The following is a 26,597-nucleotide window of genomic DNA, read 5'->3' on the forward strand; positions in this document are numbered from 1 at the left end:
GGGGACTTCGCCATGGCCGGCGGTCAGGGCTCGCCGGTGTCTGTCATAAGCGTGATCGGCGCGCCCGTGCTGCCGCTGCTGAGGCTGTCGGGCGTCACCACGACGGTGGTGCCCGCGACCAGCAGCGGCAACAGGCGATCCCGGAAGCGCGGATCGACGCTGATGCGGTCCTTGTCCTCCGCGACGGGGGAGTTCGCCGCCTTGCCGTCCCAGGGAAGCGCGACCTTGGTCCAGTGCGCCCCGGCGGCATCGACGCTGCTGGCGACATAGGCCGCAGGGCGAGGAATGGCGCCGCGCAGGGTGACGGGGGCTGCCCCGATCTCCACGCCGTTGCGCAGCACCACCACCCGCCGGTCTGCCGCGCTGACGATGATCGAAACGGGGCCGGAGACTGCCCGCTCCGGCTGCCAGAAGCCGGCATCCCCGGACGGAGAGCGGGTGGTCTTGCCCGCCTTCAGCAGCTGCGGGGTCGGAGCCACGCGGGGTACCGGCGCATCCTGAGTGATCACCACCGTCATGCCCTTGCTGGTGGCGCCGTAGAGCAGCCGCGCAAAGGCGAGCGGCAGCCGGATGCAGCCGTGCGAGGCCGGGTAGCCGGGCAGGTTGCCGGCATGCATGGCGATCCCGTCCCAGGTCAGGCGCTGCATGAACGGCATGGGCGCGCCGTTGTACAGATTCGACTTATGGTCGATGTCCTTCTGAAGGACGGTGAAGACGCCCGTCGGCGTCTCGTGTCCCTTGGCGCCGGAAGAGATGGTGGAAACGCCGATCATCACGCCGTTGCGATAGACATAGGCGCGCTGCAGGCGAAGGCTCACCACGATCATCATCGGCCCGTCGGGCGCGATCTGCGGCGCCCACAGATAGCCGCCGGGCTTCAGCTTCTGCACCGCGTCGACGACGCTCAAGCCGGGCGGGCCCGGCTGCTGGGCGACGGCTGGATCGCCGGCAAGCAACGCGAGCATGCCAAGCAGGGCGGCGGCAGGAGCGGAACGGCGGGTCATGGCGCGTAGCTATCGCGCACTTGCAGCCGCTGAACCAGCCGGGGCGACGCCGAGTGCGGCGAGTTGCAGGCGCGAGAGGCTGGGAGCGGCATCGCTTTCGGATTCCGCCCGCGCACCAATGCTCCGACAAATTCCTCGCTCACAGTGATCGGCATTGCTCGTTGGCGGTCCACCGCCCGGCCGGGCCAAGGGGCCGCACCGCTGTGATGCCAGCGACCGCCGACATCACCTAACCCGACAACATGGACGACATGATGGCTTTCACTACCTCGCGCGCCGGGCTCTTGGCTGCGTGCATCAATCTCTCGCTCGTCGGGCCCGTGCTTGCACAGGCACACCAGGTCGCGGACCCCGCCTCGACTCAGGCTGCAAGCCGCATGCAGACCGCCGCCGCGCCGACCGTTCCCGAGCGGCCCGTGCTGTCGCAGCCGGGCGTTGCAGGCACCGTTCAGGCCGGGGGGAATGGCGCTGCGGCCAGCGCACCCCAGTTCACTCGCGACAATGGCGCGCCCATCGGCGAGAACCGCCATTCCAAGGCAGTGGGCGACATGGGGCCGGTGCTGCTGGAAGACGCGCACCTGATCGAGAAGCTGGCCCGGTTCGACCGGGAGCGCGTGCCGGAGCGCGTCGTCCATGCCCGCGGCACGGGTGCGCAGGGCGTTTTCCGTGCCACCGCCGACATCTCCGACATCACTAGGGCCTCGCTGTTCGTGCCGGGCAAGGAAACGCCGGTGTTCGTCCGCTTCTCGACCGTGATCCACGGCGCGGGCAGCCCGGAGACGATGCGCGATCCGCACGGCTTCGCCACCAAGTTCTACACCGACCAGGGCAATTGGGACCTCGTCGGCAACAACCTGCCGATCTTCTTCATCCGGGACGCGATCCAGTTCCCGGACATGATCCACTCGCTCAAGCCCTCGCCCGTCACCAACAAGCAGGATCCGAACCGCCTGTTCGACTTCTTCTCGAAGACGCCCGAGGCGACCAACATGATCACCCAAGTGTGGACCAACCTGGGCACGCCGGCGTCCTACCGCACCATGGACGGCAACGGCGTCCATGCGTTCAAGCTGGTGAACGCCGAGGGCAAGACGATCTTCGCAAAGTTCCGCTGGATCAGCCGCCAGGGCGTCAAGAACCTGAACGGCGAGCAGGTCGCAAAGGCAAACTTCAACTTCCTGACCGACGACCTTTATGGCCAGATCTCCGCGGGGAACCACCCGAGCTGGGACCTGATGGTGCAGACCATGTCCGCCGACCAATTCGCGTCACTCAACTACAATCCGTTCGACGACACCAAGGAATGGCTGGGCGTGCCGTTCAAGAAGATCGGCGAGATGACCCTCAACAAGGTCCCGGACAACTTCTTCGAATGGACGGAGCAGTCGGCGTTCGCCCCGTCGAACATGGTGCCCGGCATCGAACCGTCGCCCGACCGCATGCTCCAGGGCCGGCTGTTCTCCTATGCCGATACCCAGCGCTATCGCGTGGGCGCCAACGTCATGACGCTTCCGGTGAACCGGCCGCGCGTTGCCGTGGTGAACAACAACCAGGACGGGCAGCTGAACGCTACCCAGCGCTCGTCGGACGTGAACTATTTCCCGGCCGACACGGCGCCCAAGACGACGGCGGCCGAGTTCCGCAACTCGACCTATGAAGTCTCCGGCGTCGTGGACTCCAAGCCGATCGAGAAGACCAACAACTTCGAGCAGGCGGGCATCTTCTACCGGTCGCTGAAGCCGCAGGACAAGGCGGACTTGGTCAAGAACCTTGCGGGGGACCTGGGCCAGGTCACCTCCATGCGGGTGAAGACCATGATGCTCAGCTACTTCTACCAGGCCGACAAGGACTATGGGACGCGCGTCGCCAAGGCGGTGAACGTGCCCCTGTCGGAAGTCGTGAAGGCGGCGAGCGAATATCGCGCCGCTTATCCTGAGCAGTTCGGGGCGAACTAATCGCCCCGAGGGCCCCGGCGCTCGTCCCCCCCTCCTCGTGCCGGGGCCCACCCTCTTCAGCAAAGGACCCCCGATGTTTGTCGTGCTGACTGCCGCGCTGCTTGCAGCGGCGACTCCCCAGCAGGTGCCGGCCGCCTCGGCGGCTCCGGCAACCGCCGTGCCGTCGGCGGAGCGCCGCCAGGAACTGCTGTTCGACGCCGCCCGCCTGGGACGGGTCGACATGATCGACACCCTTGTGAGGGCCGGCGCCGACGTCGACGGGTATGACAGGCGCGGTTTCACGCCGCTGATCCTCGCCGCGTACAACGGCCAGAAGGAGGCAGTGGAGGCGCTGCTCGAACGCGGTGCCGATCCGTGCAAGCCGGACGCCGGCCAGGGCAACACCGCCCAGATGGGCGTCGCGTTCAAGGGTGACGACGCCATCGCCGCTCGGTTGCTCAAGACCGGCTGCGACGTGAACGCGCGCAACAAGGCCGGTCAGACCGCGCTGATGATGGCCGCGCTGTTCAGCCGGACCGCTCAGGTCGACCTGCTGGTGGCGGCCGGAGCGGATGCCAATATCGCGGATGCGACCGGCCGGACCGCCGCCTCGGTCGCTGCCGCGCAGGGCAACACGGCGCTGACAGCGGCGCTCTCGGCCAAGTGAGGGGAGGCGGTCGCATGATCCCGGCGAACCATCCCGCCACCCCGCCTCCCCGCGTCGGCGTGCTGCTCATCAACCTGGGCACGCCCGACGCACCGGAACCCAAGGCGGTACGGCGCTACCTTGCCGAGTTCCTGTCCGACCGCCGGGTCATCGAGCTTCCGCAACTCCTGTGGCAGCCGATCCTGCGCGGGGCAGTCCTCACCACCCGTCCCAGCAAGTCGGCGCATGCCTATGCCCAGGTATGGACCGACGCCGGGTCCCCGCTTGCGGCCATCACCCGGGAGCAGGCGGCGGCGCTGCAAGGGGCGTTCGGCGAGGACGTCGTGGTGGACTATGCGATGCGCTATGGCAGCCCCGCCATCGGCGACCGGGCGCGTGCACTGAAGGAGGCGGGGTGCGCGCGCATTCTGCTGGCGCCGCTCTACCCGCAATATTGCGCCGCCACGACGGCGACGGCGAACGACAAGGCGTTCGAGGCGCTGGCGGGGATGCGTTGGCAACCGGCGGTCCGCACGCTGCCGCCGTATCATGACGATCCAGCCTATATTGACGCGTTGAAGGCTTCGGTCGAGGCAAGTGTCGCGACGCTCGGCTGGGAGCCGGAGGCGCTGGTGGCGAGCTTCCACGGCATGCCCCTGCGCACCATGGACCTGGGCGATCCCTATTACCGCCAGTGCCTGGAGACCGGTCAGCTTCTCTCGAAGGCGCTGGGCCGGGATCTGACCGTCAGCTTCCAGTCGCGCTTCGGCCCCGCGAAGTGGCTGGGGCCCGCCACCGACACGGTGCTCGCCGGCCTTCCCGCCAAGGGCGTGACGAAGGTGGCGATCTTCGCGCCGGGTTTCTCGGCCGATTGCGTCGAAACGCTGGAGGAACTCGCGATCCGGGGACGCGAGACCTTCGTCGCAGCGGGCGGTGCCGAGTTCGCCTATCTGCCGTGCCTGAACGCCAGCGCCGGCGGGATCGCGATGCTCCGGGCCGTTCTGGCACGGGAACTCGCAGGCTGGGTCAGGACAGCCGCCTAGCCGGTTGATTGACCAGGGCCGCGTCCGTCCCAGCGAAGATCAAGAATCTCATGACCTGCTATTGCGAATGATGCGCAACTCTCCTAGCGGGAGCCATGCCTTGGGCAATGAGCGTTGTGGGGAAAGTCATGCAATTGAAGATCGCGTTTCTGCTGGGCGGAGCAGCCATGCTCGTCGCGGTTCCTGCAGCCGCGCAGGAAACGGACGCGAACGCATCGGACGAAGAGATCGTCGTGGTCGGTTCCTATACTCTCCCCGATGCGATCGACACGGCGACCGGCCTGGGCCTCACGGTCCGCGAGACGCCGCAGTCAGTCAGCATCATGACGGCGCAGCGCATCCTCGACCAGAATCTGATCACGGTGAAGGACGTCATCACCAACGCGGTCGGCGTATCCGCGAACGAGTTCGACGATGTCCGCAACAGCTTCTTCGCGCGCGGCTTCGAGATCCGGAACACCCAGGTGGACGGCGTGCCGGCGGCCTGGACGCTGGCGGGCGGCAATGGTGAAACCAGCATCGACGTGTCCATCTATGAGCGGGTGGAGATCGTGCGGGGCGCCACCGGCCTCCTGTCGGGCGTGGGCGACCCCTCGGCCTCGGTCAACCTGGTACGCAAGCACGCCGATGCCACCGACCTGACCGGCTATGTCAACGCCAGCCTCGGCAGCTGGGACACCTGGCGCCTGTCGGCGGATGTCGGCGGCGCGCTGACGGCGGACGGACGCGTGCGCGCGCGCGTCGTCGGCCGCTATGAGGAAGGCGAAAGCTACATCGACATCCAGAACAAGAAGAAGTGGGTGCTTTATGGCGTGGTCGACGCCGACCTGACCGACACGACGCTGGTGCGGGCAGGGATCAGCCATCAGGATACCAAGCCTGGGGGCGCTACCTGGGGTGCGCTGCCGACCTTCTACAGCGACGGCACGCTCACCGATCTTCCGCGTTCCCAGACGACGGCGGCGGACTGGACCTATTGGAACAGCACCAACCAGAACATCTTTGCCACCGTCCGCCAGGAACTCGGCGACCGGTGGAACCTCACGGTCAATTACAACCGCCTCAAGAACACCAGCGATACCCAGTTGCTCTACCTGTACGGCACCGTCGACAAGGCGACGGGCACGATGGACGGCACCAATCCGTACAAGTCGGCAGGCGTGAGCTATCAGAACAGCTTCGATGCCCAGCTGAAGGGTGCGGTGTCCCTGTTCGGGCGCGACCATGAAGTGGTGGTCGGCGCGCTGCACAGCATCCTCAAGCGCTACACCGACAATTACGAGGCGCCGCTGCCCTGGCTCACCGACGTCCCGGTGATCGGCCAGGAGGGCATCCCCTATCCCGAGCCGGTCTGGGGTACCGAGCCCGTGCGCAACGAGCAGGAGCGGATCAAGCAGACGGGCTATTACGGCGCCGTCCGCCTGAACGTGGCCGATCCGTTCAAGGTCATCCTGGGCGGGCGCCTCGCCAGCTGGAAGCAGACGGGCTATGCTTGGGGAACGAACAGCGACTATGGCGATGACGACGTGTTCATCCCATATGTCGGGGCGCTCTACGACATCACACCCAATCACCGCCTCTACGCCAGCTTCACCAAGATTTTTCAGCCGCAGAACCTTTACGATCGCGAACACCAGTTGCTCGATCCTCTGGACGGCGATGCCTATGAAATCGGCCTGAAGAGCAGCTTCTTCGGCGACGCGCTGCAGACCTCGATCGCGCTGTTCCGTATCGAGCAGGACAATGTGGGGCAGATCGACGGACCGGAAGTCATCCTCGACGGCCAGATCTTCCAACCCTATCGTGCCGCCCAGGGCGTGGTCAGCAAAGGCTTCGAACTGGAGGCGACCGGCCAGCCGCTCCCAGGCTGGAACGTCAACGCCAGCTACAGCCAGTTCAAGGCCGAAGATGCCGATGACATACCCGCCAACACCGACCAGCCGCGCAAGCTGCTCAAGATCTTTACCACCTATGACCTGCAGGGTCCGCTGGCGGGCCTCACCATCGGCGGTGGCGTGAACTATCGCAGCAAAGCCTATTCGGACGGCACGAACTCGGTCCTGAACACCCCGTATCGCTTCCAGCAGGACGGCTATACCCTGGTGAGCCTGATGGCGCGCTATGCCGTGACGGAGCAGCTGCAGCTGCAGGCCAACGTCGACAATCTGTTCGACAAGACCTTCTACAGCAACGTGGGCTCGTTCAGCCAGTACCGCTACGGGGCGCCGCGCAATGCGACGGTGACCTTGAGCTACCGCTTCTGAGCCAGGCAGGCGTCGGCGTGTGCGCCGACGCCTCCTTCAGCCGCGTGCCGCAGCTGCTGCGGCAAGCGCCCGCTCGCGCGCGGGGCGATGGGCGATCAGGGGTTCGGGATAGCCGGCCGGCGCCACGCCCGCGCCGTGCGGGTCGTGGATCCTGCTGTCGTCCAGGCCGGCAAGTTCCGGCACCCAGCGGCGGATATAAGCTCCCGCATCGAACTTGGGCGATTGGACGAGCGGCGCCATGATCCGGCCGAAGGGGCTGGAGTCGACGCCCGTGCCGGCGATCCACTGCCAGTTGACGGCGTTGTTGCCATAGTCGGCGTCGACCAGACAGTCCCAGAACCAGCGCTCTCCGCGCCGCCAGTCGATGAGCAAATGCTTCACCAGGAAGCTGGCGGTGATCATCCGGACGCGATTGTGCATCCAGCCGATGTGCCAGAGCTGCCGCATGCCTGCGTCCACGATCGGGTAACCTGTCTGCCCTCGTGTCCAGGCGCGGAACTCCGCATCAGCTTCCGGGCCGGTGCGCCAGGCAAGCGCATCCATCTTCGCGCGACCGTGGGCGGTGCCATAGTCGGGCAGCTGGACGATCAGGTTGGCCGCGAAGTCGCGCCAGCCGATCTCGCGCAGATAGCTTTCCGCGCCAGCCTTGCCGTCGAGCGCGTGCCAGACGGTGGCGGGAGAGACTTCGCCGAAGTGCAGGTGCGGCGACAGGCTGGAGGTGCCGTCGGTGGAAGGCAGGTTACGGGCGTGATCATAGTCGCCGACTTCGTCCGCAAACGCCTCTAGTCGCGCCCGGGCACCGGCCTCACCCGGCGTCCAGTGCGCGAAGCCCTCCGCCCAGTTCGGGGCGGTGGGGAGCAGGTGCCAATCCTCGAGCCGATCGCTGCGCGGCGGATGGACCATGCCCTGCACGTTGGTGGGCGCCGGTTCGGGCGGCGGTGGCGGCATGTGGAGCTGGAGCGCGCGCCAGAACGGGGTGAAGATGCGAAAGGGCCCGCCGCTGCCGGTGCGGACCATGCCCTGTTTGGCCAGCAGCCGACCAGGGTGGCGCACCAGATCAACCGAGCGGGCGAGTGCATCCTCGGCCTCACGCCACCAGGGCTCCTGATGGGCGAGGCAATGGACGCGCCTGGCGCCGGTCTCCTCCGCGATCCTGGCAATTTCGTCGGCTGCGCGGCCACGCCGCAGCACCAGCGCGACGCCGAGATCGGCAAGCGACTTGGCCAATGCGGCGAGCGTATGATGCAGCCACCAGCGTTGCGCGCCGCCGATCCGCCATTCGCCGGGTGTCTCATCATCGAGGACATAGACGGCGAGCACCGGCCCTTCCGCCGCGGCGGCGGCAAACGCGGCCTGGTCGGAGAGGCGCAGGTCCTGGCGGAACCAGACGATGCTGGGAGTTTCGGAAACGGTCACCGGGGCAGAATGCGCGAGGGAGCGAACGGATGCATCCTCGGTCCCACCAAGACGAGAGCTCAGGCGCCGCCGGTCCCGTCCGGGGAATATGCGCGCAGGAACACCTCGGTCGCGGTCTGAGCCCCCGCCTCGATCTCCGCCGCAGAGGGCGCCGCGCCGCCCCACAGCATGCGCTGTTGCAGCCCCATGCACAGATAGGTGACCACGTTGGCGGCATCTGCGGGGTCCGCCTGGCGAAGCTGCCCTGCGGCCATGGCAGCGGCGAAGAACTCGGCCAGCAGCTGGCGAGTGCGCTGGGGCACGCGCGAGAAGATCCTGCCCACCTCAGGCGAGCGCGCCGCTTCCGTGGCGACGAGGCGATGGAGCTGTACCGCTTCCAGAGAGGTGATCTTCGCGATGAAGCTGCGCGTAAAGGCCAGCACCGTTGCTGCCATGTCGGGCGTGGGTCGCAGTAGATCCGTCAGCTGCTGGCGATAAACTGCGGTTGCGTCGTCGAGAACCGCATCGAACAGCTCTTCCTTGGAAGGGAAGTAGTTCCACAGCGTCGCCTTCGAGCCACCCAGCTCGGCCGCGATCGCCGACATGGACGTCGCGGCATAGCCGTTCTCCAGGAACATCCGGCGCGCCGTCGCCATGATCGTCAGGCGCCGGTCCTGCTTGCGTGCCTCGCGCCTGCCGCAGCTCCTTTTCGCATCCTGTTCCATAACCGTACTATAGAGTACAGTTTTCAGTTGACAAGACTGCGGCACGGGGCCATCTGCCGCACCGTACCAATCAGTACGGTTTTGCTTCATGATCCGATTTTCCTTCCGGCCGTTGCTGCTTGCCGCCGCGGTCGGTGTCGTCCCGCTGGCGGCCTGTGCGCCAGTGCCGAACCTGGGCGCCCGGCCCGAGGTGCGGACCTCCCAGAGCTTTGCCGCCGAGCAGAGCCTGGCAACCACGTCTACCGCCTCCGCCTGGCCCGCAACCGACTGGTGGACCGGCTTTGGTGACCCTCAACTGAGCGCGCTCATCGAGGAGGGGCTGGCCGACTCCCCGGATGTCGTCGCCGCCGCCGCCCGGCTGCGCGCCGCACGCGCGATCGTCGAGCAGCGCGGCGCTGCCCGGCTGCCGTCGGTGGGCATCGAGGGCAACGTCAGCGAGAACAAGCAGAGCTACAACAACGGCATCCCAGCCGATTTCGTGCCGCACGGCTGGAACGACACCGGTTCGGTCGCCGCGACCCTGGGCTTCGACCTGGACCTGTGGGGTCGTAACCGCGCCGCCCTGGCCGCCGCCACTTCGGAGGCGGAGGCTTCGCGGATCGATGTCGAGCAGGCGCGACTGGTGCTCTCGACGAACATCGCTGCGGCCTATGCCGATCTGGCGCGCCAGGCCGCCGAGCGGGCGGTGCAGCTGCGCTCGCTGGAAGTCCGCAGGCAGACCGAGCGATTGGTCGCGCAGCGCGTCACCAACGGCCTCGATACGCGGGCCGAGGTGAAGCAGGCAGAGGCGGCCATCCCGACGATCCGCGCGCAGATCGCCGCGATCGACGAGAACATCGGCCTGACCCGCAACCGGCTCGCCGCGCTGCTGGGCAAGGGGCCGGACCGGGGGCTGAGCATTGCGCTGCCACCGCTTCCTCCGGGGGCGCGGGCGCTGCCGGCCGGCGTCACCACCGACCTGATCGGTCGCCGGCCCGACATCGCCGCCGCGCGGGCGCGGGTCGAAGCGCGGGCGAGCGAAATCAAGGTCGCGCGTGCCGACTTCTATCCCGCGATCAATCTCAACGCGCTGGTAGGCTTCCAGTCGCTCGGCCTGGGCAACCTGTTCAAGGGCGGGTCCACCTATGGTCAGGTCGGGCCGGCGTTCACCCTGCCGATCTTCCGCGGCGGGCAGCTGTCGGGCCAGTATCGCGGCGCGCGCGCCAGCTATGACGAGGCGGTCGCGAGCTACGACGGCACGGTTGCCAACGCCTATCGCGAGGTCGCCGACGCGGTGACCAGCCAGCGCGCGCTGGTCGAGCGGCTTGCCCAGACCCGCGAGGCGCTTGCCGCCTCCGAAGAGGCGTGGTCGCTCGCGCGCCAGCGCTACGAGGGTGGGCTTTCGACCTTCCTCGACGTTCTCACCGCCGAAGACCGGGTGCTGCAGAACCGCACCGCGGTTGCCGACCTGGAGGCGCGGTCCTTCGCGCTCGACGTCCAGCTCGTCCGCGCGCTCGGCGGCGGCTTTTCCACCAACATCGCGGCCACGACCGCACGCAAGGACCCGACCCATGGTTGACGCCGCCCTTCCCAACCAGGCCGCCGCAGGCGAGGGCACCAAGCCCAACGGTCGGCGCAAGAAGTTGCTGGGGATCATCGCCGTACTGGTGCTGATCGCAGCGGTGATCTTCGGCGCCTATTACCTGCTGGTCTCCCGCCACTATGTCAGCACCGACAACGCCTATGTGGGCGCCGATACCGCGAGCGTCACGCCGATGATCGCGGCCCAGGTCGCGAGCGTCGCGGTTGCGGACACCCAGACGGTGCGCAAGGGCACGGTGCTGGTGCGCCTCGACGACAGCGACGCGCGCATCGCCGTCGCCCAGGCCGAGGCGGATCTGGCGCGGGCGCAGCGGCAATATGGCCAGACCTCCGCCACCAGCACCGCGCTTGCTGCGCAGGTGGAAGCGCGGGACGCCGACATCGCCCGTGCCCGCGCCCAGCTGGTCGCTGCACAGGCCGACTATGAGCGCGCTCGGCTCGACCTGGAGCGTCGCCAGCGGCTAGCGCCCAACGGTGCCGTCTCGGGCGAAGAACTGAGCAGCGCGACCAACGCCTTCGCCACCGCCCGTGCGAACCTGGAGCTGGCGCGTGCCGGCGTTGCCCAGGCGAGCTCGACCCGCGGCCAGGCGACCGGCCAGCTTGCGGCGAACAACGCGCTGATCCGCGGCACCACGGCTGCGACCGCGCCGGAGGTGCTCGCCGCCCAGGCCAAGCTCGCCCAGGCCAAGCTCGACTTGGAGCGCACCGTGATCCGCGCGCCGATCGACGGCGTCATCACGCGCCGCAACGTCCAGGTCGGACAGCGCGTCGCCCCGGGCACCGCGCTGATGCTGATCGTGCCGCTCAACCAGCTCTACGTCGACGCCAACTTCAAGGAAGGCCAGCTCGACCGCGTGAAGGTTGGCCAGCCGGTGACGCTCACCTCCGACCTTTATGGCGGCGACATCGAATATCACGGCCGCGTCATCGGCTTCTCGGGCGGCACCGGATCGTCGTTCGCGCTGATCCCGGCGCAGAACGCGACCGGCAACTGGATCAAGGTGGTCCAGCGCCTGCCGGTGCGCGTCGCGCTCGATCCCAAGGAGCTGCAGGCGCATCCGCTGCGCGTCGGCCTGTCGATGGACGCCGAGATCGACCTCCGCTCGCACTAGAGCGGCGTCCGATCCGGCTTCCCCGGATCGCCGCTCTGGTTTCCTTTTGTTGTCGCGGTTGCCGAGCCGGCAGCTGATGCCACCTGCCTCGCAACCGCTTTAAGGACAGGCCCATGAACGCCAAGGCCGAGTCGCCCACGCCCCTTACGGGCGTGCGGCTGCTGCTTGCGGGCGCGGTCCTCGCGCTCACCAACTTCATGGTGGTGCTCGACACCACCATCGCCAACGTCTCCGTGCCGCACATCTCCGGCAGTCTCGCCATCTCGGGCAGCCAGGGGACCTGGATCATCACCTCCTATGCGGTCGCGGAGGCCGTGTGCGTGCCGCTCACCGGCTGGCTATCCGGCCGGTTCGGCGCGGTCAGGGTCTTCACGGTCGGCATGATCGGCTTCGGCATCTTTTCGGTGCTGTGCGGGCTGTCGACCAGCCTGAGCATGCTGATCGCGTGCCGGATCGGGCAGGGGCTGTGCGGCGGACCGCTGATGCCGCTGTCGCAGACGCTGCTGATGCGCATCTTCCGCCCCGATCAGCGCGCGCAGGCGATGGGCGCCTGGTCGATGACCACCGTCGTCGCGCCGATCCTGGGGCCGATCCTGGGCGGCACGATCAGCGACAGCTGGTCGTGGCACTGGATCTTCTTCATCAACATCCCCGTGGCGGCGCTGTGCGCATTCGGCGCGATGCGGCTGCTGCGCCATGCCGAGACGCCGACCCAGCCGCTGCGCGTCGACAAGATCGGTCTGATGCTGATGCTGCTGTGGATCGGCGCCTTGCAGATCATGCTGGACCTGGGCCGCGAGCATGACTGGTTCGCGGATCCGATGATCGTCGGACTGGCAGTGATCGCGGGCGTCGGCTTCCTGGTGTTCCTGGCCTGGGAGGCGACCGAGGCCGAGCCGATCGTGGACCTGCGCGTGTTCCGGCACCGCGGCTATACGGTGGCGGTCACCTCGCTGTTCTTCGCGTTCGGCACCTTCTTTGCCTCCGCCGTCATCATCCCGCAGTGGCTCCAGACGAGCCTGGGCTACACCGCGACCTATGCGGGCTATGCGACGGCGTTCAACGGCGTGGCGGCGGTGGTGATGTCGCCGATCGTTGCGAAGCTCTCGACCAAGGTCGACCCGCGCGGGCTGGTATGCTTCGGTATCGTCTGGCTGGGCATGACGACGCTGCTACGCACGCAGTGGAACAGCGGCGCGGATTTCTGGACGCTCGCCTTCCCGCAGCTGCTCCAGGGGTTCGGCATGCCGTTCTTCTTCGTGCCCCTCATGACGCTGGCGCTGGGATCGGTGGATCCCAAGGAGACGGCGGCCGCCGCCGGCCTGATGAGCTTCCTGCGCACCATGGCGGGCGCGATCGGCACCTCCGTGGTGACGACCATGTGGGACGACAGCTCCCGCGTGGCGCGCAGCGAGGTGACCGGCCGGCTGAACGATGGCCACACGATCGACGCGCTGACGGCCCAGGGCATGCCGCTCGATCAGGTGCGCGCGATCGTGGCGCAGTTGGTGGACAAGGAGGCGATGGCGCTCGCCACCACCCACATCTTCCTTTTGTCGGCCCTGGCCTTTTTCGGGGCGGCGACGATCATCTGGCTGGCCCCCCGGCCCCGCCGCGCGGCGGACACCAGCGCGGCGCATTGATCCTTCCGGCGGCGGTGCAGCAGGTCTGCGCCGCCGCTGTTCCCTTAGCCTGCAGCCTGAACGCGACGCGCGAAAGCGCGCCGCGCGCGTCTTGATGCGTGGGGCGGGTCCCCGAAGGGAGTGTCTGATTTTCTAGGAAAAAATGGTGCTGCCGGTGAGGATTGAACTCACGACCTCAGCCTTACCAAGGATGCGCTCTACCACTGAGCTACGGCAGCACACGCCGGCAGTTGCCAGCGGAGGGGCGCCTATGTGCGGGGCGCGGATGATTGTCAACCCGGCATGGCGCGGTTTATGCGAAGCGCGATGAACGACCCCGAAAAACAGGCCCGGCTGGCGCAGGCGCTGCGCGACAATCTGCGGCGGCGCAAGGCACAGGCGCGCGCGGGGGAAGGGGCGCCTGCGCCCGTCGAGGAGCGCGCTGGCGGGTCGCAGGAGGATCGGGACCGCTGAAGAGGGCGGATACCCGCCCCTGTCACGCTGACGTTCGCCAGGGTGACGGGGGCATGCGTATCTCGGTCTCTCACCCGATCGGTGCGCACTTCTCCTCCAGCCAGGCGCGGGTGTCCGCATCCAGCAGCGGCGTGGCCCGACGCAGCGTCTCGGCGTGGTAGGCGTCCAGCCAGGCGCGCTCGGCCGGGGTCAGGAGCGCAGGCTCGATCAGGCGCCGCTCGATCGGCACGAAGCTAGTCGTCTGGAACGCCAGCATGGTCGCATCGCCGCCCGCAGGCGTGTGCTCCACCACCAGCATCAGGTTCTCGATGCGGATGCCGTACTCGCCGGCCTTGTAATAGCCGGGCTCGTTGGAGAGCAGCATGCCGGCGCGCAGCGGCTCCAGCGGGCCGCCGCCCGGATAGGTCGGCTGGGCGATGCGCTGCGGCCCTTCGTGGACCGACAGATAGGCGCCGATGCCGTGGCCGGTGCCATGCGCGAAATCGAGGCCGGCCTCCCACAGCGGGCGGCGGGCGAAGGCGTCGATCTGCGCGCCCGTTGTGCCGTCCGGAAAGATGGCGGTGGCGACCGCGATGTGCCCCTTGAGCACGCGGGTGAAGCGGTCGCGCATCTCGGCCGTGGGCTCGGTAACCGGCATCACGCGGGTGATGTCGGTGGTGCCATCGGCGTACTGCCCGCCCGAATCGATCAGGAACAGCTGGCCCGGCAGGATCGGCGCGTTCGATTCGTCCGTGACCTTGTAGTGCGGGCTGGCACCGTGCGCGCCGGTGGCGGAGATCGTCTCGAACGACTCGTCCTTGAGCACGCCGGTTTCGGCACGGAAATCGTGGAGCCGCGCCACGACGTCGAGTTCGGTCAGCGTACCGGCAGGCGCGGTGTCCTCGAACCACTTGAGGAAGCGCACCAGTGCGGCAGCATCGCGCGCTTGGGCGGCATGGTGACCGGCGATCTCGGCCGGGTTCTTGATCGCTTTGGCCAATACCACCGGATCGCGCATCGGCAGCAGCGTGGCCCCGCCCGATCCGAGCGCGTCGAAGATCGCCGCGACCGCCCGCTCGGGATCAACGGCGACGCGCTTGCCCGCAAGGGCGCGCAAGGCGGATGCGAACTCCGCCTTGTCGCGGACGCGCACGGCGTTGCCCAGGTGGCGGTGGACGTCGTCGCAGACCTTGTCGGGCGCCACGAACAGCTCGGCGGTGCCATCTTCGGCGACCAGTGCGTACGAGAGCGCGACCGGCGTGTGGGTCACGTCGGTGCCGCGCACGTTGAACGCCCAGGCGACCGAATCGAGCGCGGAGAGCACCAGCGCGTCGGCGCCCTGGGCGCGCAGCCAGTCGGCGATTTCCGCCCGCTTGTCGGCGGCGCTGCGGCCGGCGAGAGTGTCGGGCTGCACGGCGAGCGGGGCGTCGGACGGCTCCGGGCGGTCCGCCCAGAGCGCATCGATCGGATTCGCCGCGACCGGCACCAGCGTGCCGCCGCGCGGGGCGAGGGCGGCGGCGGTCCGTTCCACCCACTCGCGCGTGTGCAGCCACGGGTCGTAGCCGATCCGGCCGCCCTGCGGCGCATGGCCAGCGAGCCAGCCCGCCACGCTTTCCTGCGGCACTTGGGCATAGCTCCAGTCGGCGCCGTCGACCTGCTCGCGCACCTGCAGCGTGTAGCGGCCGTCGGTGAAGATCGCCGCGTCGCTGGACAGCACCACTGCGGTACCGGCCGAGCCCTGGAAGCCGGTGAGCCACGCCAGCCGCTGCGCATAGCCGCCGACATATTCGCTCATATGCTCGTCCGTCAGCGGCACGACGAACCCGTCGAGCCCTTCTTGCGCGAGCCGGGTGCGGAGGGTGGCGAGGCGTTCGGAATAAGCAGGCATCGGCAATCCATCTGGCGGTCGGGGCGGCGGCGGGGGATGCCCCACGGCTGCGGAAGGCCGTGCTGTGCCAGATTCAGCCGGTGGGCGACAGGGCCGCACCCGGACTCGGCTCACCGCTTGGGGGTTCATTCGCCCCGCCGGCTGCGATACCCCGCCCGCATGCCCGACGCGATCCAGATGCCGTCCGCCCTTCCGTCCATGCGCAGGGGGGCGTGGCTGGCACTGCTTGCGGTGCCGCTCCTGGCCGCGTGCGGCGGCAAGCACTTCCGGCCGGTGAGCGACACGCCGGTCAAGATCGGCAAGCCCTATACGGTGCGCGGCATCCGCTACACGCCGGCCGAGGATCCGAGCTACGACGCGGTCGGCTATGCCAGTTGGTACGGCAATGAATCCGGCAACCAGACGGCGAACGGCGAGCGCTTCCGGCCGAAGGGGATCACCGCCGCGCATACCACCCTGCCGCTTCCGAGCTATGTCGAGGTGACGGCGCTCGACACCGGGCGCACCATCCTGCTGCGGATCAACGATCGCGGACCCTTTTCGCGCGGGCGCATCCTGGACCTGAGCCGGGGCGCGGCCGAGCAGCTCGGCATCCGCACGCAGGGCTATGCGGCAGTGCGGGTGCGCCGGGTCGAGCCGCCGGAAAAGGACCGGGCGCGGCTGCGCGACGGCAAGCCGGCGCCGGAGCGGCCCCGTGCCTCGGCGGTGGAACTGGCGAACCTGCGCGAGCGGCTGGCGCTGGAAAGCGGGCGCTAGGGGCGCCCTAGATCCCAGCCAGCCGTGTTCCGGCCTGAGCGGGGTACCGGAAGAGGGTGCGGAGCGTCCTTCCTTCCTGTGCTCCTGCGCAGGCAGGAGCCTAGGGCCACGTGCCACAGCGCTTGAAACCCTGGGCTCCTGCCTGCGCAGGAGCACGATAGATGCAAGCGTTGGCTCCCCTCGACTTCGCAGGCGTCCCGGCCCACATGGGCGGGCATGAACCACCCGACGCCCCCCATCGCAGAGCAGCGCCCCCATCAGTTCGAACGCCACGGCATCACCGTAGAGGACCCCTGGGCCTGGCTGCGCGACGCCGGCTATCCCGAGGTCACCGATCCGGACGTGCTCGGATACCTGGAAGCCGAGAACGCCTATTTCGAGACGGTGATGGCGCCCCACCAGCCGCTTACCGACCGGTTGTTCGAGGAGATGCGCGGGCGGATCAAGGAGGACGACGCCACCGTCCCGCAGAAGGACGGCGACTGGCTCTACTGGTCCGACTTCGAGACCGGCGGGGAATATCGCCGCTGGTGGCGCAAGCCCGTCTCAGGCGGCGCGGACGAGCTGATCCTGGACGAGCCGGCGCTGGCCGCAGGCAAGGAGTATTTCCGCCTGGGTGCCCTCTCGGTCAGCCCCGACGGCCGCTACCTCGCCTATGCCATCGACGACAATGGCTCCGAACGCTTCGAGGCGCGGGTCAAGGACCTCACCACCGGCGCGCTGCTGGACGACGTGATTCCCGGCACCTTGTCCGAACTGGTGTGGGTCGCAGACTCCTCGGGCTTCCTCTACGGCCTGGCCAACGACCAGTGGCGGACCGACAATGCACGGCTGCATCGGCTGGGCACGCCGATCGACCAGGACGTCGAGTTGTATCACGAGGCGGACGAGGGCTGGCGGGTGTCGGTGGGCGAGACCCAGTCGCGCCGCTTCCTGGTGATCTCCGCCGGCGATCATGTCACCAGCGAGGTCCGGCTGATCCCCGCCGACGACCCGACCGCCGAGCCGATCCTGGTGCGCGCCCGCCAGCCGCACGTCGAATATGATGTGGAGGAGCATGACGGCACGCTGTTCATCCACACCAACGACACCGATCCGAACTTCCGGTTGGTAACCGCACCGCTGGAGCGCCCCTCCGAATGGACCGAGCGCGTGCCCGCGAGCGACCATTTCTACATGACCGGCGTCACCACTTTCGCCGACTTCTTCGTGGTCGAGGGACGCGAGGACGGTCTCGATCAGATCTTCCTTCACCGCTACGAAGGCGGCGAGGGAACGGCGATCGCCTTCCCGGAGGCGAGCTATGTCGTGGGGCTGGGAGACAACCCCGAGTACGCCGTCGACAAGCTGCGGCTCGGCTATGAGTCGATGGTCACGCCGGGTACCGTCATCGAGTATGACGTCGCCACCGCCGAGCAGCGCGTGCTCAAGGTCCAGACCATCCCCAGCGGCTATGACGCGTCGAAGTATGCGACCGAGCGGCTGAAGATTGTCGCCCGCGACGGCACGGAAGTGCCGGTGTCGGTGGTCTACCCCAACGGCTTCCCGCGCGACGGCACGGGCAAGCTCTACCTCTATGCCTATGGCGCCTATGGCTATGCGGTGCCGCCGGGCTTCTCGACCAGCCGCATGTCGTTCCTCGACCGCGGCGTTGCCTTCGCCATCGCGCACATCCGTGGCGGCGACGATCTCGGCCAGCAATGGTACCTGGACGGCAAGCTCGAGAAGCGCACCAACACGTTCAACGACTTCGTCGACGTGGCACGTGGGCTCATCGAGCACGGCTTCACCAGCGAAGGGCAGATCGCCATCGCCGGCGGATCGGCGGGCGGTGAGCTGATGGGCGCGGTGGTGAACTCCGACCCCGAGCTATGGGGCGCGGTGGTCGCGAGCGTGCCCTTCGTCGACGTGCTCAATACGATGCTGGACGAGACGCTGCCGCTGACGCCGGGCGAATGGCCGGAGTGGGGCAATCCGATCGAGGATAAGGCGGCGTTCGAGCTGATCCGCTCGTACAGCCCGTACGACAACGTCCGGGCGCAGGCGTACCCGCCGATCTTCATCTCGGGCGGCTTGAACGACCCGCGGGTGACCTATTGGGAGCCGGCCAAATGGGCCGCGAAGCTGCGCTTCACCAAGACCGACGACAATGTGCTGCTGCTCAAGACCAACATGGGCGCAGGCCATGGCGGCAAGTCGGGCCGGTGGGAGAGCCTGAAGGAAGCCGCCGAGGAAATGGCGTTCGTGCTGTGGCAGCTCGGGGTCGAGGGCTGAGCCCTCGCGGGCGGAGCCGCGGCTCCGCCCGTCGGGAGTGCGCCGCGCAGTTGCGGCGCGGGCGTCAGGCGGCCTTGGCGAACTCGGCGACGATCGCGCGGTCGTTGGCAGCAGTGGTCTTGGAGACCGGTGCGATGTGCGCGCCGACGGTCTGGTTGCGATAGGCGAAATACAGCGCGATCAGGCTGAACATGGTGGACCTCTTAGATGTTTGCTGCGGTGCAGCATCTGTCCCCATCCATGTGGCGTTTCGGCGCGATTGCAGCAAATGCAATGAACTTGCCGGCAGTTGCGCGGCGTGCATCTCAAAGTGGAGCGCGTGCGGGAGGTGCGTACCTCCGCCCGAGCCGGTCGCCAGGGAGACGACCGCTCGCCGAAGATGGCGACGCTCCAAGTAAGGGCTACGCTTGGACTTGCAGGCGCGAGCAGCGCCCCGCGAGGCTCAGTCGCGCACGACTCGCGTGACGTGCCCCATCTTGCGGCCGGCACGAACCTCGCGCTTGCCGTAGAGGTGGAGGTGGGCACCCGGCTCCGCCATCAGTTCGGGCCAGGCATCGGCGTCTTCGCCGATCAGGTTGGTCATCACCGCCTCGCGGCCCGTCATCCGCACTGGGCCGAGCGGCAGGCCGCAGATCGCGCGCACATGGTTCTCGAACTGCGAGGTCTCGGCGCCTTCGATCGTCCAGTGGCCGGAATTGTGGACGCGCGGCGCCATCTCGTTGAACACCGGGCCTTCGGCGCCGCAGAAGAATTCCAGCGTCAGCACGCCGACATGGCCGAGCGCCTCGGCGACGCGGCCGGCGAGTGCTGCCGCCTCGGTCCATTGCGCGGCGACTTCCGCCGGCGCGGGAACGGTCGAGGTATCGAGGATGCCGTCCTTGTGGACGTTGCACGCCGGCGGATAGCTGACCACCGTACCGTCCGGGCTGCGCGCCAGGATGATGGAGAATTCGTGGGTGAAGGGAACGAACGCTTCCAGGATCGCCGGGCCGTCGCCGATCGCCGCCCAGGCGGCGTCCGCGTCCTCCGGCCCTGCAAGCCGGGCCTGGCCCTTGCCGTCATAGCCGAAGCGTGTGGTCTTGAGCACCGCGGGGCAGCCGATGGTGGCGATCGCCGCGTCCAGCTCCGCGCGGCTGGCGACCGCCGCCCAGCGGGCGGGCCGGCCACCGAGATCCTCGACGAAGCGCTTCTCCGCGACGCGATCCTGCGCCACGCGGAGCGACTTGGAGGAGGGGTGAACCGGCACCTGTTCCTCGAGCGTCGCGATCGGCTCGGCGGCGATGTTCTCGAACTCGTAGGTGACGAGGTCGACCTGGGCGGCGAACTCGGCGAGCGCCGCGCCGTCGTCATAGGCGCCGCGGGTGTGCGCGGCGGCGACGTCGTTGGCCGGCCCGGTATCGGGCGCATAGACATGGATGCGATAGCCCAGCTGGGCGGCGGCCATGCCGATCATCCGCCCGAGCTGGCCCGATCCGATGATGCCGATGGTGGCGCCGGGAGCGTGGGTCATTGCGGGTCGATCGCCACGCTGTCGGTCTGGGCGGCGCGCCAGGTGTCGAGGCGGGCGGCGAGCGCATCGTCGGAGACGGCCAGGATCGCCGCTGCCATCAGGCCGGCATTGACGGCGCCGGCGCGGCCGATCGCGAGCGTACCGACCGGGATGCCGGCCGGCATCTGCACGATCGAGAGCAGGCTATCCATGCCGCTCAATGCTTTCGATTCCACCGGCACGCCCAGCACCGGCAGCCGCGTCATCGAGGCCGCCATGCCGGGCAGGTGCGCAGCGCCCCCGGCACCGGCGATCACCACCTTGAGGCCACGTCCCGCCGCACTCTCGGCATAGTCGACCAGACGCCGCGGCGTTCGGTGCGCGGACACCACCTTGGTCTCGTGCGGGACGCCCAAGGCGTCGAGCACGTCTGCTGCATGGCGCATCGTCTCCCAATCGGAGGTGCTGCCCATGATGATGCCGACGAGAGGTTGGTCTGCCATCGCTGTCCCGAATGCGAGGAAGCCGGCTTCCTAGAGAGCGGCACGGCACCGGGCAAGGCCGAAGCCCTGCCCGAAGTGTCACGCTGCGAAACGGCGTTACCGGTCGCGCAGATAGTAACGGTCGGTCGCGTTGAGCGCCTCGTCGAGTTCGTAGACCAGCGGCTGCCCCGTCGGGATCTCCAGGCTGGCGATATCCGCATCCGAGATGCCGGACAGGTGCTTCACCAGCGCGCGCAGCGAATTGCCGTGCGCGGAGATCAGCACGCGCTTGCCGGCCTTGAGCTCGGGCACGATCCGCGCCTCCCAATAGGGCAGCACGCGCGCGATCGTGTCCTTCAGACTCTCCGTCGCAGGTACGGCGATGCCGGCATAGCGACGGTCGTTGCTGAGGTCATAGGGGCTTCCCGCCTCCGGCAGGGGCGGCGGGATGTCGAAGCTGCGGCGCCAGATCTTGACCTGCTCCTCGCCGTGCTTGGCTGCGGTCTCTGCCTTGTCGAGGCCGGTCAGCCCGCCATAGTGGCGCTCGTTGAGGCGCCAGTCCTTCTCGACCGGCAACCACAGGCGGCCCATCGACTCCAGTGCGAGGTTGAGCGTCTTGATCGCCCGCGTCTGGAAGCTGGTGAAGCACTGGTCGAAGTCGAGCCCCTTGGCCGCCATCAGTTCGCCGGCCGCCGTCGCCTCGGCGATGCCCTGCTCGGTCAGGTTGACGTCCCACCAGCCGGTGAAGCGGTTCTCCAGGTTCCAGGCGGACTGGCCGTGACGAATGAGGACGAGGCTGGGCATCGGGGCTCCTTGAGAAAATGAGTACGGCAGGACGGACGGATCAGAGCTCGTCGATCATCCCGGCAAGCGTGTCGAGGCAGGAATGCGCGAGCTTCTTGGAGCGCTCGGGCGACCAGCCGAACTCCGGATCGGAGTTCGCGTCATGGTCCTTGAACGGCATCTCCAGCGTCATCGACACCGCGCCGAAGCGTTCGGCGAGCTGGTTGGTGGACATCGACAGGTTCGCCTGGCCGGGTGCGGACTTCACATAGCCGAGCTCCAGCTGGAAGTCGGGCGTCGCCGCGGCGAGCCGCCGGCCATATTCGTAGAACTTCTCGCCATGCGGATCGGTCCAGGCGGGAATGCCTTCGTATCCGGCTAGGAAGTTGGCGGGGATCGCCTCGTCGCCATGAACGTCCATGGCGAAGACGACGCCGGTCTCATCCATGGCATTGCGCACGCACAGCACTTCCGGGCTGCGCTCCGGCGTCGGCGTGTGCCACTCGCGGTTGAGGTTCACGCCGGCCGCATTGGTGCGCAAGTGCCCGCGGAACGAGCCGTCCGGGTTCATGTTGGGCACCAGGTGCAGCGTCGCCTTTTCACGCAGTGCGCGGGCGGTGGCGTCGTTCGGATCGACCAGCTTTTCCAGCGCGCCTTCCATGAACCATTCGGTCATCGATTCGCCGGGATGCTGGCGCGCGTAGAACCACACCTGCTTGGGGCCGGTGCCGATCGTCAGGCAATCGATCGCGCGGCCGTCGAGCGTCTGGCCCAGCTCGCGCACGGTAACGCCGGGCTCGCCAGCGATTCGTGCAACCAGCGCGTCGTGCTGCTCCATCGTGTAGGGTGCGAAATAGGCGAACCACACGAGGTCGCTGTCGATCTCCGCCGTCCAGCGCAGCACGCCATCGGCATAGTCGGTGTCGGCGACCTGCCGCCATGCCACGCGGTCGGTGCTCATCCGCGTGCGGTAGCCGGGCCAGCCGAACGCATAGGCCGACCCGCCCGCATTGGTGATGCGGAAGGTCAGCCGGCGCCCCTTGGCGCCGGCCACGCGAAAGTGGAACCACTGATAGAAGTCGGACTGGTGATCGCGCACGATCTCCAGGTTCAGCGTGTCGCCCGCGTTCCCGGCGAGGCGGATGTTACCGCTGTCGAAGGCGGCGTTGACGGTGATGCTCATTTGACCGTGGTAGTGATCCCCGACTCTCCGGGGAAGCCCTGGAACAAGGCGCGGGCAAGCTTGTCCGCCACGGTGATCGGCTGGCTCGACGTCTTGCCCTCCAGCGACTCGGTCATGGCGCGACCTTCCCAGACCACCGTGTTGTCCGCGCGACGGCGGATCTGGGCGGAGAGCTCGGAGCCGATCACCGCCTGCTGGCGGCCGCCGCCGACGGGCAGGGTCACGCCGCCGCCTACGCCCACGCCCGAGCGCCGGCCGAAGCTGCCGCCGCCGGCACCCAGGCCCACGGAAAAGGGTGCAGGCTTTTCCACATAGCCGCGGGTGGCGCGCAGGAATGCGACCGAGACGACATAGCGCGAATCGCTGCTCACCGTGGTGCGTGTAGGCGTGAAGCCAAGGCGACTCAGTTCGCGCGAAACCGCGTCGGCATAGGTCTGGTACTCGGGGCTGATGGTCGCGTTGGTGCGGAGCGGCTCGATCGTGAAGCTGCCCGGCTCCACGGGCGAACCGAGGTGAAAGCGGGTCACATCGATCGGGGCGGCACGCTGGGTGGTCGCACAGCCCGCGGTAAGGCTTGCGATCCCTGCGGTAAGCGCCAGTACGAGCTTGTTCATGCCTTGGCTCCTGTGCGGCCCGAATCGTCGTGCCGTGTTCAACGCGCGGCTTGCCGCATCCGCTCCAATGCCGCCATCCTTGACTTGGAAGCCGTCAGCTTCTAGGCGGGCGCCTCTTTTTGTCAGCCCAAATTTCGAGAAGCGAACCCGGTCATGAAGATCGTCAACTCCCTGAAGTCGCTCAAGGATCGCCACCGGGACAACCGCGTGATCCGCCGCCGCGGCCGTATCTACGTCATCAACAAGACGAATCGCCGTTTCAAGGCACGCCAGGGCTGATCTTGCCGGTTCGGTGACGGTCGACGTGCCGAACCCGGTCAAGGCCGTCGTCTTCGACGTCGGCAACGTCCTCTACCATTGGGACCCTCGGTTCCTCTACGAGCGCCTGATCGACGACGATCAGGCGCTCGCGGCGTTTCTGCGCGACGTCGTCACGCAGGAATGGCATTTCCAGCATGATGCCGGCCGCCCCTTCGCCGAGACTTCGGCCGAGCTGATCGCGCGCTATCCAGAGCATGACGCGCTGATCGCCGCCTGGGGGCCGCGCTTCAACGAAAGCATCGGCGGGCCCGTGCCCGGCATGGCCGAGATCGTCGCGGAACTGGATGCCGCGGGCGTGCCGCTCTACGCGATCACCAACTTTTCCGGCGAGTTCTGGCCGCCGTTCCGCGCGACCGCGCCCGAGTTGTTCGACCGGTTCCGCGACGTGGTGGTGTCGGGCGACGAGAAGCTGGTGAAGCCGGATCCGGCGATCTATGCGCTGGCGCTGCGCCGATTCGGCTTGGCACCGGGCGAGGCGGTGTTCGTGGACGACAACCTCGCCAACGTGGCCGCCGCCGATGCCGCGGGCCTTCGCGCGGTGCATTTCTCGGACGCTGCGGCTTTCCGCGCCGAACTGGTGCGGCTGGGGTTGCTACCCGAATAACAAGCACGTGCTCCTGCGCAGGCAGGAGCCCAGGGCCGCAGGCGCTGGCGTTCGCATACCCGGTGCTCCCGCTTTCCGGGAGCACCGGGTCGGCCTCAGGCTTTGTTCTTTTCGTAATTCTTGAGCTCGTCGCCGATCAGTCGCACCACGTGCAGCACGTTGGTGGAGCCCGGCGTTCCGAACGGCACGCCGGCACAGACCACCACCCGGTCGGTGGCGCCGGCCATGTGATGGCGCAGCATCATGCGCTTCGCCTTGGCGATCATCTCCTCGAACGAGCCGACGTCGCGGGTGTGGACCGCGTGGACGCCCCACAACAGGCCGAGTCGCCGTGCGGTCTCCAGCTTCGGAGTCAGCACCATGATCGGCACGCCGGGACGCTCGCGTGCGATTCGCCGGGCGGTCGAGCCGGAGATGGTGAAGCACAGGATCGCCTTGGCATCGACCGTGCGGGCGATGTTCTTGGCAGCTTCGGCGAGCGCGTCGGCGGTGGTCGGATCGGGACGGGTGATGGTGAAGTGGACGCGGTCGCCGTGGCCGGGATCGCGCTCCACCGAATTGGCGATCGCATCCATCATTGCGACCGATTCGACCGGCCAGTCGCCGGCGGCGCTTTCGGCCGACAGCATGATCGCATCGGCACCGTCGTAGACCGCCGTCGCGACGTCCGACACTTCCGCGCGGGTCGGCGACGGCGAGGTGATCATCGATTCGAGCATCTGGGTCGCGACCACCACCGGTCGGCCCAGCCGGCGGGCGGTCTCGACGATCCGCTTCTGGAGCGGCGGCACCGACTGGGGCGGCAGCTCCACGCCCAGGTCGCCGCGCGCGACCATGACGCCGTCGCACTGCTCGACGATTTCTTCCAGTCGTACGACGGCGGACGGCTTCTCGATCTTGGCGAGCAGCGCCGCGCGTCCCTGGATGAGCTTGCGGGCGTCCGCCAGATCCTCGGGCCGCTGCACGAACGAGAGCGCGATCCAGTCGACGCCCGCGTCCACCGCGAAGTGAAGGTCGCTGATGTCTTTGGGGGTCAGCGCCGCCATCGGCAGCACCACGTCCGGAACGTTCAGGCCCTTGTTGTTGGAGAGCATGCCGCCGACTTCGACCCGGGTGACGATGCGGGTGTCGTCATGCTCGACGACGCGCAGCACGAGCTTGCCGTCGTCCAGCAGCAGCCGAGCCTCCGGCGTGATCGCGGCGAAAATCTCCCGGTGGGGAAGCTCGACGCGGGTCGCGTCGCCCGGCGCGTCCGAGCGATCGAGGATGAACTGGCTGCCGGTTTCCAGCATCACCTTGCCCTCGGCGAAGCGGCCGACGCGCAGCTTCGGACCCTGAAGATCGGCGAGGATCGTGGTCGGGCGGTTATATTCCTTTTCCAGCGCGCGAATCGCCGCGATCACCGGGAGCTTGGACGCCTGGTCGCCATGGCTCATGTTGATCCGGAACGCGTCTGCGCCGGCTTCGAACAGCCGGGCGATCATCTCCGGAGTGTTGCTGGCCGGGCCCAGTGTCGCGAGCACGCGGACTTTGCGCGAGCGGGGCGTAAAAGCCTTTGTCATCCTCGATCCTTGGTTTTCGAGCCACCGGCTCTACCTGTTCTTCGATCCGGATCAACCTTTGGAGGGCGTAAATGACAGACATCGACCATCTTGATGACAGGATCGCTGCGGCCGCGTTCCGGCGGCTGGTGCGTCATCTGCGCCATCGCTCGGACGCGCAGAACATCGATTTGATGGGGCTGGCGGGATTTTGCCGGAACTGTCTGTCGGAATGGGTGGAGGACGCGAGCATCCGCGCGGAGCAGCCGATCGACCGGGAAGCCGCCCGCGAGTTGATCTATGGCATGCCCTATGCCGAGTGGAAGGCCAGCCACCAGCCGCCGGCAACCGAGGCGCAGCTCGCGCGCATGCAGGAAAGCCTGGCGCGCAATCCGACCGACCTCGCCTGAAGGCCAAACCAGGCGCGCGAGCCTCACGACCGGTTGAGCGGTGGCGGGGGATCGCCTAGACGCCCCGGTTCACCACAGATTCCACAGGACCATCATGAGCGACAATATCTCCGCCGAGCAGCTGCGCCTTCTGATCGAGCGCATCGAGCGGCTGGAAGAGGAGAAGAAGGGCATCTCCGACGACATCAAGGATGTCTATGCCGAAGCGAAGTCGACCGGCTTCGACGTGAAGACCATGCGATCGATCATCCGCCTCCGCCGGATGGAAAAGCATCACCGCGACGAGGCGGACATGCTGCTCGAGACCTACAAGCAGGCGCTCGGCATCTGATCGACGGCGCCTTCGGGCGCCGTTCCCGCCCCGGCCGCGCGGGACAGGCACTGTGCTTGTCTCGGGGGCGGTGTTTCTTCTACCCGTCTATGCATTGACGGCCCGCTTCCCGGGGAAGCCGGCTGCCCCTGGATTCGAGAGA

At 67.8% G+C, this 26,597-nt stretch carries 25 protein-coding genes and 1 tRNA gene; 14 read left to right on the forward strand and 12 right to left on the reverse strand.

Annotated elements, in window-relative coordinates:
• Positions 1 to 23: 23 nt before the first annotated feature.
• Positions 24 to 1,004 (reverse strand): L,D-transpeptidase, encoded by a 981-nt coding sequence (locus ABDZ92_RS11530; protein ID WP_241211722.1) that lies wholly within the window; start codon positions 1,002 to 1,004, stop codon positions 24 to 26.
• A gap of 242 nt (positions 1,005 to 1,246) precedes the next feature.
• On the opposite strand from ABDZ92_RS11530, the gene ABDZ92_RS11535 reads away from it, so the two are divergent.
• From ABDZ92_RS11535 to ABDZ92_RS11550, 4 genes are all read left to right on the forward strand, one after another.
• Positions 1,247 to 2,959: a catalase gene (locus ABDZ92_RS11535; RefSeq protein ID WP_272695163.1), complete on the forward strand. Its 1,713-nt coding sequence runs from the start codon at positions 1,247 to 1,249 to the stop codon at positions 2,957 to 2,959.
• 73 nt (positions 2,960 to 3,032) lie between these two features.
• Positions 3,033 to 3,605 carry an ankyrin repeat domain-containing protein gene (locus tag ABDZ92_RS11540; RefSeq protein WP_125959364.1) on the forward strand — a complete coding sequence of 191 codons (573 nt, stop codon included), beginning with the start codon at positions 3,033 to 3,035 and terminating at the stop codon, positions 3,603 to 3,605.
• A gap of 14 nt (positions 3,606 to 3,619) precedes the next feature.
• Positions 3,620 to 4,627 (forward strand): ferrochelatase, encoded by a 1,008-nt coding sequence (gene hemH, locus ABDZ92_RS11545; protein ID WP_125959363.1) that lies wholly within the window; start codon positions 3,620 to 3,622, stop codon positions 4,625 to 4,627.
• A gap of 128 nt (positions 4,628 to 4,755) precedes the next feature.
• Positions 4,756 to 6,891 (forward strand): TonB-dependent siderophore receptor, encoded by a 2,136-nt coding sequence (locus ABDZ92_RS11550; RefSeq protein WP_125959362.1) that lies wholly within the window; start codon positions 4,756 to 4,758, stop codon positions 6,889 to 6,891.
• 36 nt (positions 6,892 to 6,927) lie between these two features.
• On the opposite strand, the gene ABDZ92_RS11555 is transcribed toward ABDZ92_RS11550, so the two are convergent.
• Together ABDZ92_RS11555 and ABDZ92_RS11560 are read right to left on the reverse strand one after the other, a co-directional pair.
• Positions 6,928 to 8,307: a cryptochrome/photolyase family protein gene (locus ABDZ92_RS11555; protein ID WP_125959361.1), complete on the reverse strand. Its 1,380-nt coding sequence runs from the start codon at positions 8,305 to 8,307 to the stop codon at positions 6,928 to 6,930.
• 59 nt (positions 8,308 to 8,366) lie between these two features.
• Positions 8,367 to 8,942, reverse strand: a complete 576-nt coding sequence (locus tag ABDZ92_RS11560; protein WP_272695162.1) for a TetR/AcrR family transcriptional regulator — start codon at positions 8,940 to 8,942, stop codon at positions 8,367 to 8,369.
• Between the two features lie 157 nt (positions 8,943 to 9,099).
• On the opposite strand from ABDZ92_RS11560, the gene ABDZ92_RS11565 reads away from it, so the two are divergent.
• The 3 genes from ABDZ92_RS11565 (at position 9,100) to ABDZ92_RS11575 (ending at position 13,347) form a co-directional block, all read left to right on the forward strand.
• Positions 9,100 to 10,569, forward strand: a complete 1,470-nt coding sequence (locus ABDZ92_RS11565) for an efflux transporter outer membrane subunit (protein WP_125959359.1) — start codon at positions 9,100 to 9,102, stop codon at positions 10,567 to 10,569.
• A complete protein-coding gene (locus ABDZ92_RS11570; RefSeq protein ID WP_125959358.1) occupies positions 10,562 to 11,704 on the forward strand; it encodes an EmrA/EmrK family multidrug efflux transporter periplasmic adaptor subunit in 1,143 nt (380 codons plus the stop codon). The genes ABDZ92_RS11565 and ABDZ92_RS11570 overlap by 8 nt, the downstream gene beginning before the upstream one ends.
• A 113-nt stretch (positions 11,705 to 11,817) precedes the next feature.
• Entirely contained in the window at positions 11,818 to 13,347 is a 1,530-nt protein-coding gene (locus ABDZ92_RS11575; RefSeq protein ID WP_125959357.1) for a DHA2 family efflux MFS transporter permease subunit, read from the forward strand.
• Between the two features lie 143 nt (positions 13,348 to 13,490).
• Here ABDZ92_RS11575 and ABDZ92_RS11580 read toward each other — a convergent pair.
• Positions 13,491 to 13,565, reverse strand: a tRNA-Thr gene (locus ABDZ92_RS11580).
• Between the two features lie 88 nt (positions 13,566 to 13,653).
• Between ABDZ92_RS11580 and ABDZ92_RS11585 the strand changes: the two genes are divergently transcribed.
• The gene (locus ABDZ92_RS11585) at positions 13,654 to 13,800 is read left to right on the forward strand and encodes a hypothetical protein (protein WP_164521181.1); all 147 of its coding nucleotides are present in this window, start codon (positions 13,654 to 13,656) and stop codon (positions 13,798 to 13,800) included.
• 70 nt (positions 13,801 to 13,870) lie between these two features.
• Here the strand turns inward: ABDZ92_RS11585 and ABDZ92_RS11590 are convergent, their stop codons facing one another.
• Complete coding sequence (locus ABDZ92_RS11590) at positions 13,871 to 15,667, reverse strand: aminopeptidase P family protein (RefSeq protein ID WP_125959356.1); 1,797 nt, start codon at positions 15,665 to 15,667, stop codon at positions 13,871 to 13,873.
• Positions 15,668 to 15,865: 198 nt separating this feature from the next.
• Between ABDZ92_RS11590 and ABDZ92_RS11595 the strand changes: the two genes are divergently transcribed.
• Positions 15,866 to 16,423 (forward strand): septal ring lytic transglycosylase RlpA family protein, encoded by a 558-nt coding sequence (locus ABDZ92_RS11595; RefSeq protein ID WP_125959500.1) that lies wholly within the window; start codon positions 15,866 to 15,868, stop codon positions 16,421 to 16,423.
• Between the two features lie 216 nt (positions 16,424 to 16,639).
• A complete protein-coding gene (locus ABDZ92_RS11600) occupies positions 16,640 to 18,697 on the forward strand; it encodes a S9 family peptidase (protein ID WP_125959355.1) in 2,058 nt (685 codons plus the stop codon).
• 64 nt (positions 18,698 to 18,761) lie between these two features.
• Here ABDZ92_RS11600 and ABDZ92_RS11605 read toward each other — a convergent pair whose 3' ends face one another.
• The 6 genes from ABDZ92_RS11605 to ABDZ92_RS11630 form a co-directional block, all read right to left on the reverse strand.
• Complete coding sequence (locus tag ABDZ92_RS11605; RefSeq protein ID WP_272695160.1) at positions 18,762 to 18,890, reverse strand: hypothetical protein; 129 nt, start codon at positions 18,888 to 18,890, stop codon at positions 18,762 to 18,764.
• A gap of 249 nt (positions 18,891 to 19,139) precedes the next feature.
• Positions 19,140 to 20,207 carry a 5-(carboxyamino)imidazole ribonucleotide synthase gene (locus ABDZ92_RS11610; protein WP_125959354.1) on the reverse strand — a complete coding sequence of 356 codons (1,068 nt, stop codon included), beginning with the start codon at positions 20,205 to 20,207 and terminating at the stop codon, positions 19,140 to 19,142.
• Positions 20,204 to 20,689, reverse strand: a complete 486-nt coding sequence (gene purE, locus ABDZ92_RS11615) for a 5-(carboxyamino)imidazole ribonucleotide mutase (protein WP_125959353.1) — start codon at positions 20,687 to 20,689, stop codon at positions 20,204 to 20,206. The genes ABDZ92_RS11610 and purE overlap by 4 nt, the downstream gene beginning before the upstream one ends.
• Before the next feature lie 96 nt (positions 20,690 to 20,785).
• Positions 20,786 to 21,472 (reverse strand): 2,3-diphosphoglycerate-dependent phosphoglycerate mutase, encoded by a 687-nt coding sequence (gpmA, locus tag ABDZ92_RS11620; RefSeq protein ID WP_125959352.1) that lies wholly within the window; start codon positions 21,470 to 21,472, stop codon positions 20,786 to 20,788.
• Positions 21,473 to 21,512: 40 nt separating this feature from the next.
• Positions 21,513 to 22,634 (reverse strand): M14 family metallopeptidase, encoded by a 1,122-nt coding sequence (locus ABDZ92_RS11625; protein ID WP_125959351.1) that lies wholly within the window; start codon positions 22,632 to 22,634, stop codon positions 21,513 to 21,515.
• The gene (locus ABDZ92_RS11630; protein WP_125959350.1) at positions 22,631 to 23,248 is read right to left on the reverse strand and encodes a DUF4136 domain-containing protein; all 618 of its coding nucleotides are present in this window, start codon (positions 23,246 to 23,248) and stop codon (positions 22,631 to 22,633) included. Before ABDZ92_RS11630 ends, ABDZ92_RS11625 begins: the two co-directional genes overlap by 4 nt.
• Before the next feature lie 153 nt (positions 23,249 to 23,401).
• Between ABDZ92_RS11630 and ykgO the strand changes: the two genes are divergently transcribed.
• The gene (gene ykgO, locus ABDZ92_RS11635) at positions 23,402 to 23,527 is read left to right on the forward strand and encodes a type B 50S ribosomal protein L36 (RefSeq protein WP_055755695.1); all 126 of its coding nucleotides are present in this window, start codon (positions 23,402 to 23,404) and stop codon (positions 23,525 to 23,527) included.
• Positions 23,528 to 23,540: 13 nt separating this feature from the next.
• Entirely contained in the window at positions 23,541 to 24,173 is a 633-nt protein-coding gene (locus ABDZ92_RS11640) for an HAD family hydrolase (RefSeq protein WP_125959349.1), read from the forward strand.
• A 95-nt stretch (positions 24,174 to 24,268) separates the two neighbouring features.
• Here ABDZ92_RS11640 and pyk read toward each other — a convergent pair whose 3' ends face one another.
• Positions 24,269 to 25,735 (reverse strand): pyruvate kinase, encoded by a 1,467-nt coding sequence (gene pyk, locus ABDZ92_RS11645; RefSeq protein ID WP_125959348.1) that lies wholly within the window; start codon positions 25,733 to 25,735, stop codon positions 24,269 to 24,271.
• 71 nt (positions 25,736 to 25,806) lie between these two features.
• On the opposite strand from pyk, the gene ABDZ92_RS11650 reads away from it, so the two are divergent.
• On the forward strand, positions 25,807 to 26,124 hold the full coding sequence (locus ABDZ92_RS11650; RefSeq protein ID WP_125959347.1) for a DUF1244 domain-containing protein: 318 nt from the start codon (positions 25,807 to 25,809) through the stop codon (positions 26,122 to 26,124).
• A 94-nt stretch (positions 26,125 to 26,218) separates the two neighbouring features.
• Positions 26,219 to 26,455, forward strand: coding sequence for a DUF2312 domain-containing protein (locus tag ABDZ92_RS11655; protein ID WP_125959346.1), 237 nt, complete (start codon positions 26,219 to 26,221; stop codon positions 26,453 to 26,455).
• Positions 26,456 to 26,597 lie beyond the last annotated feature (142 nt).

This window comes from Sphingomonas molluscorum (genome assembly GCF_039522995.1).
Lineage (GTDB): Bacteria > Pseudomonadota > Alphaproteobacteria > Sphingomonadales > Sphingomonadaceae > Sphingomonas > Sphingomonas molluscorum.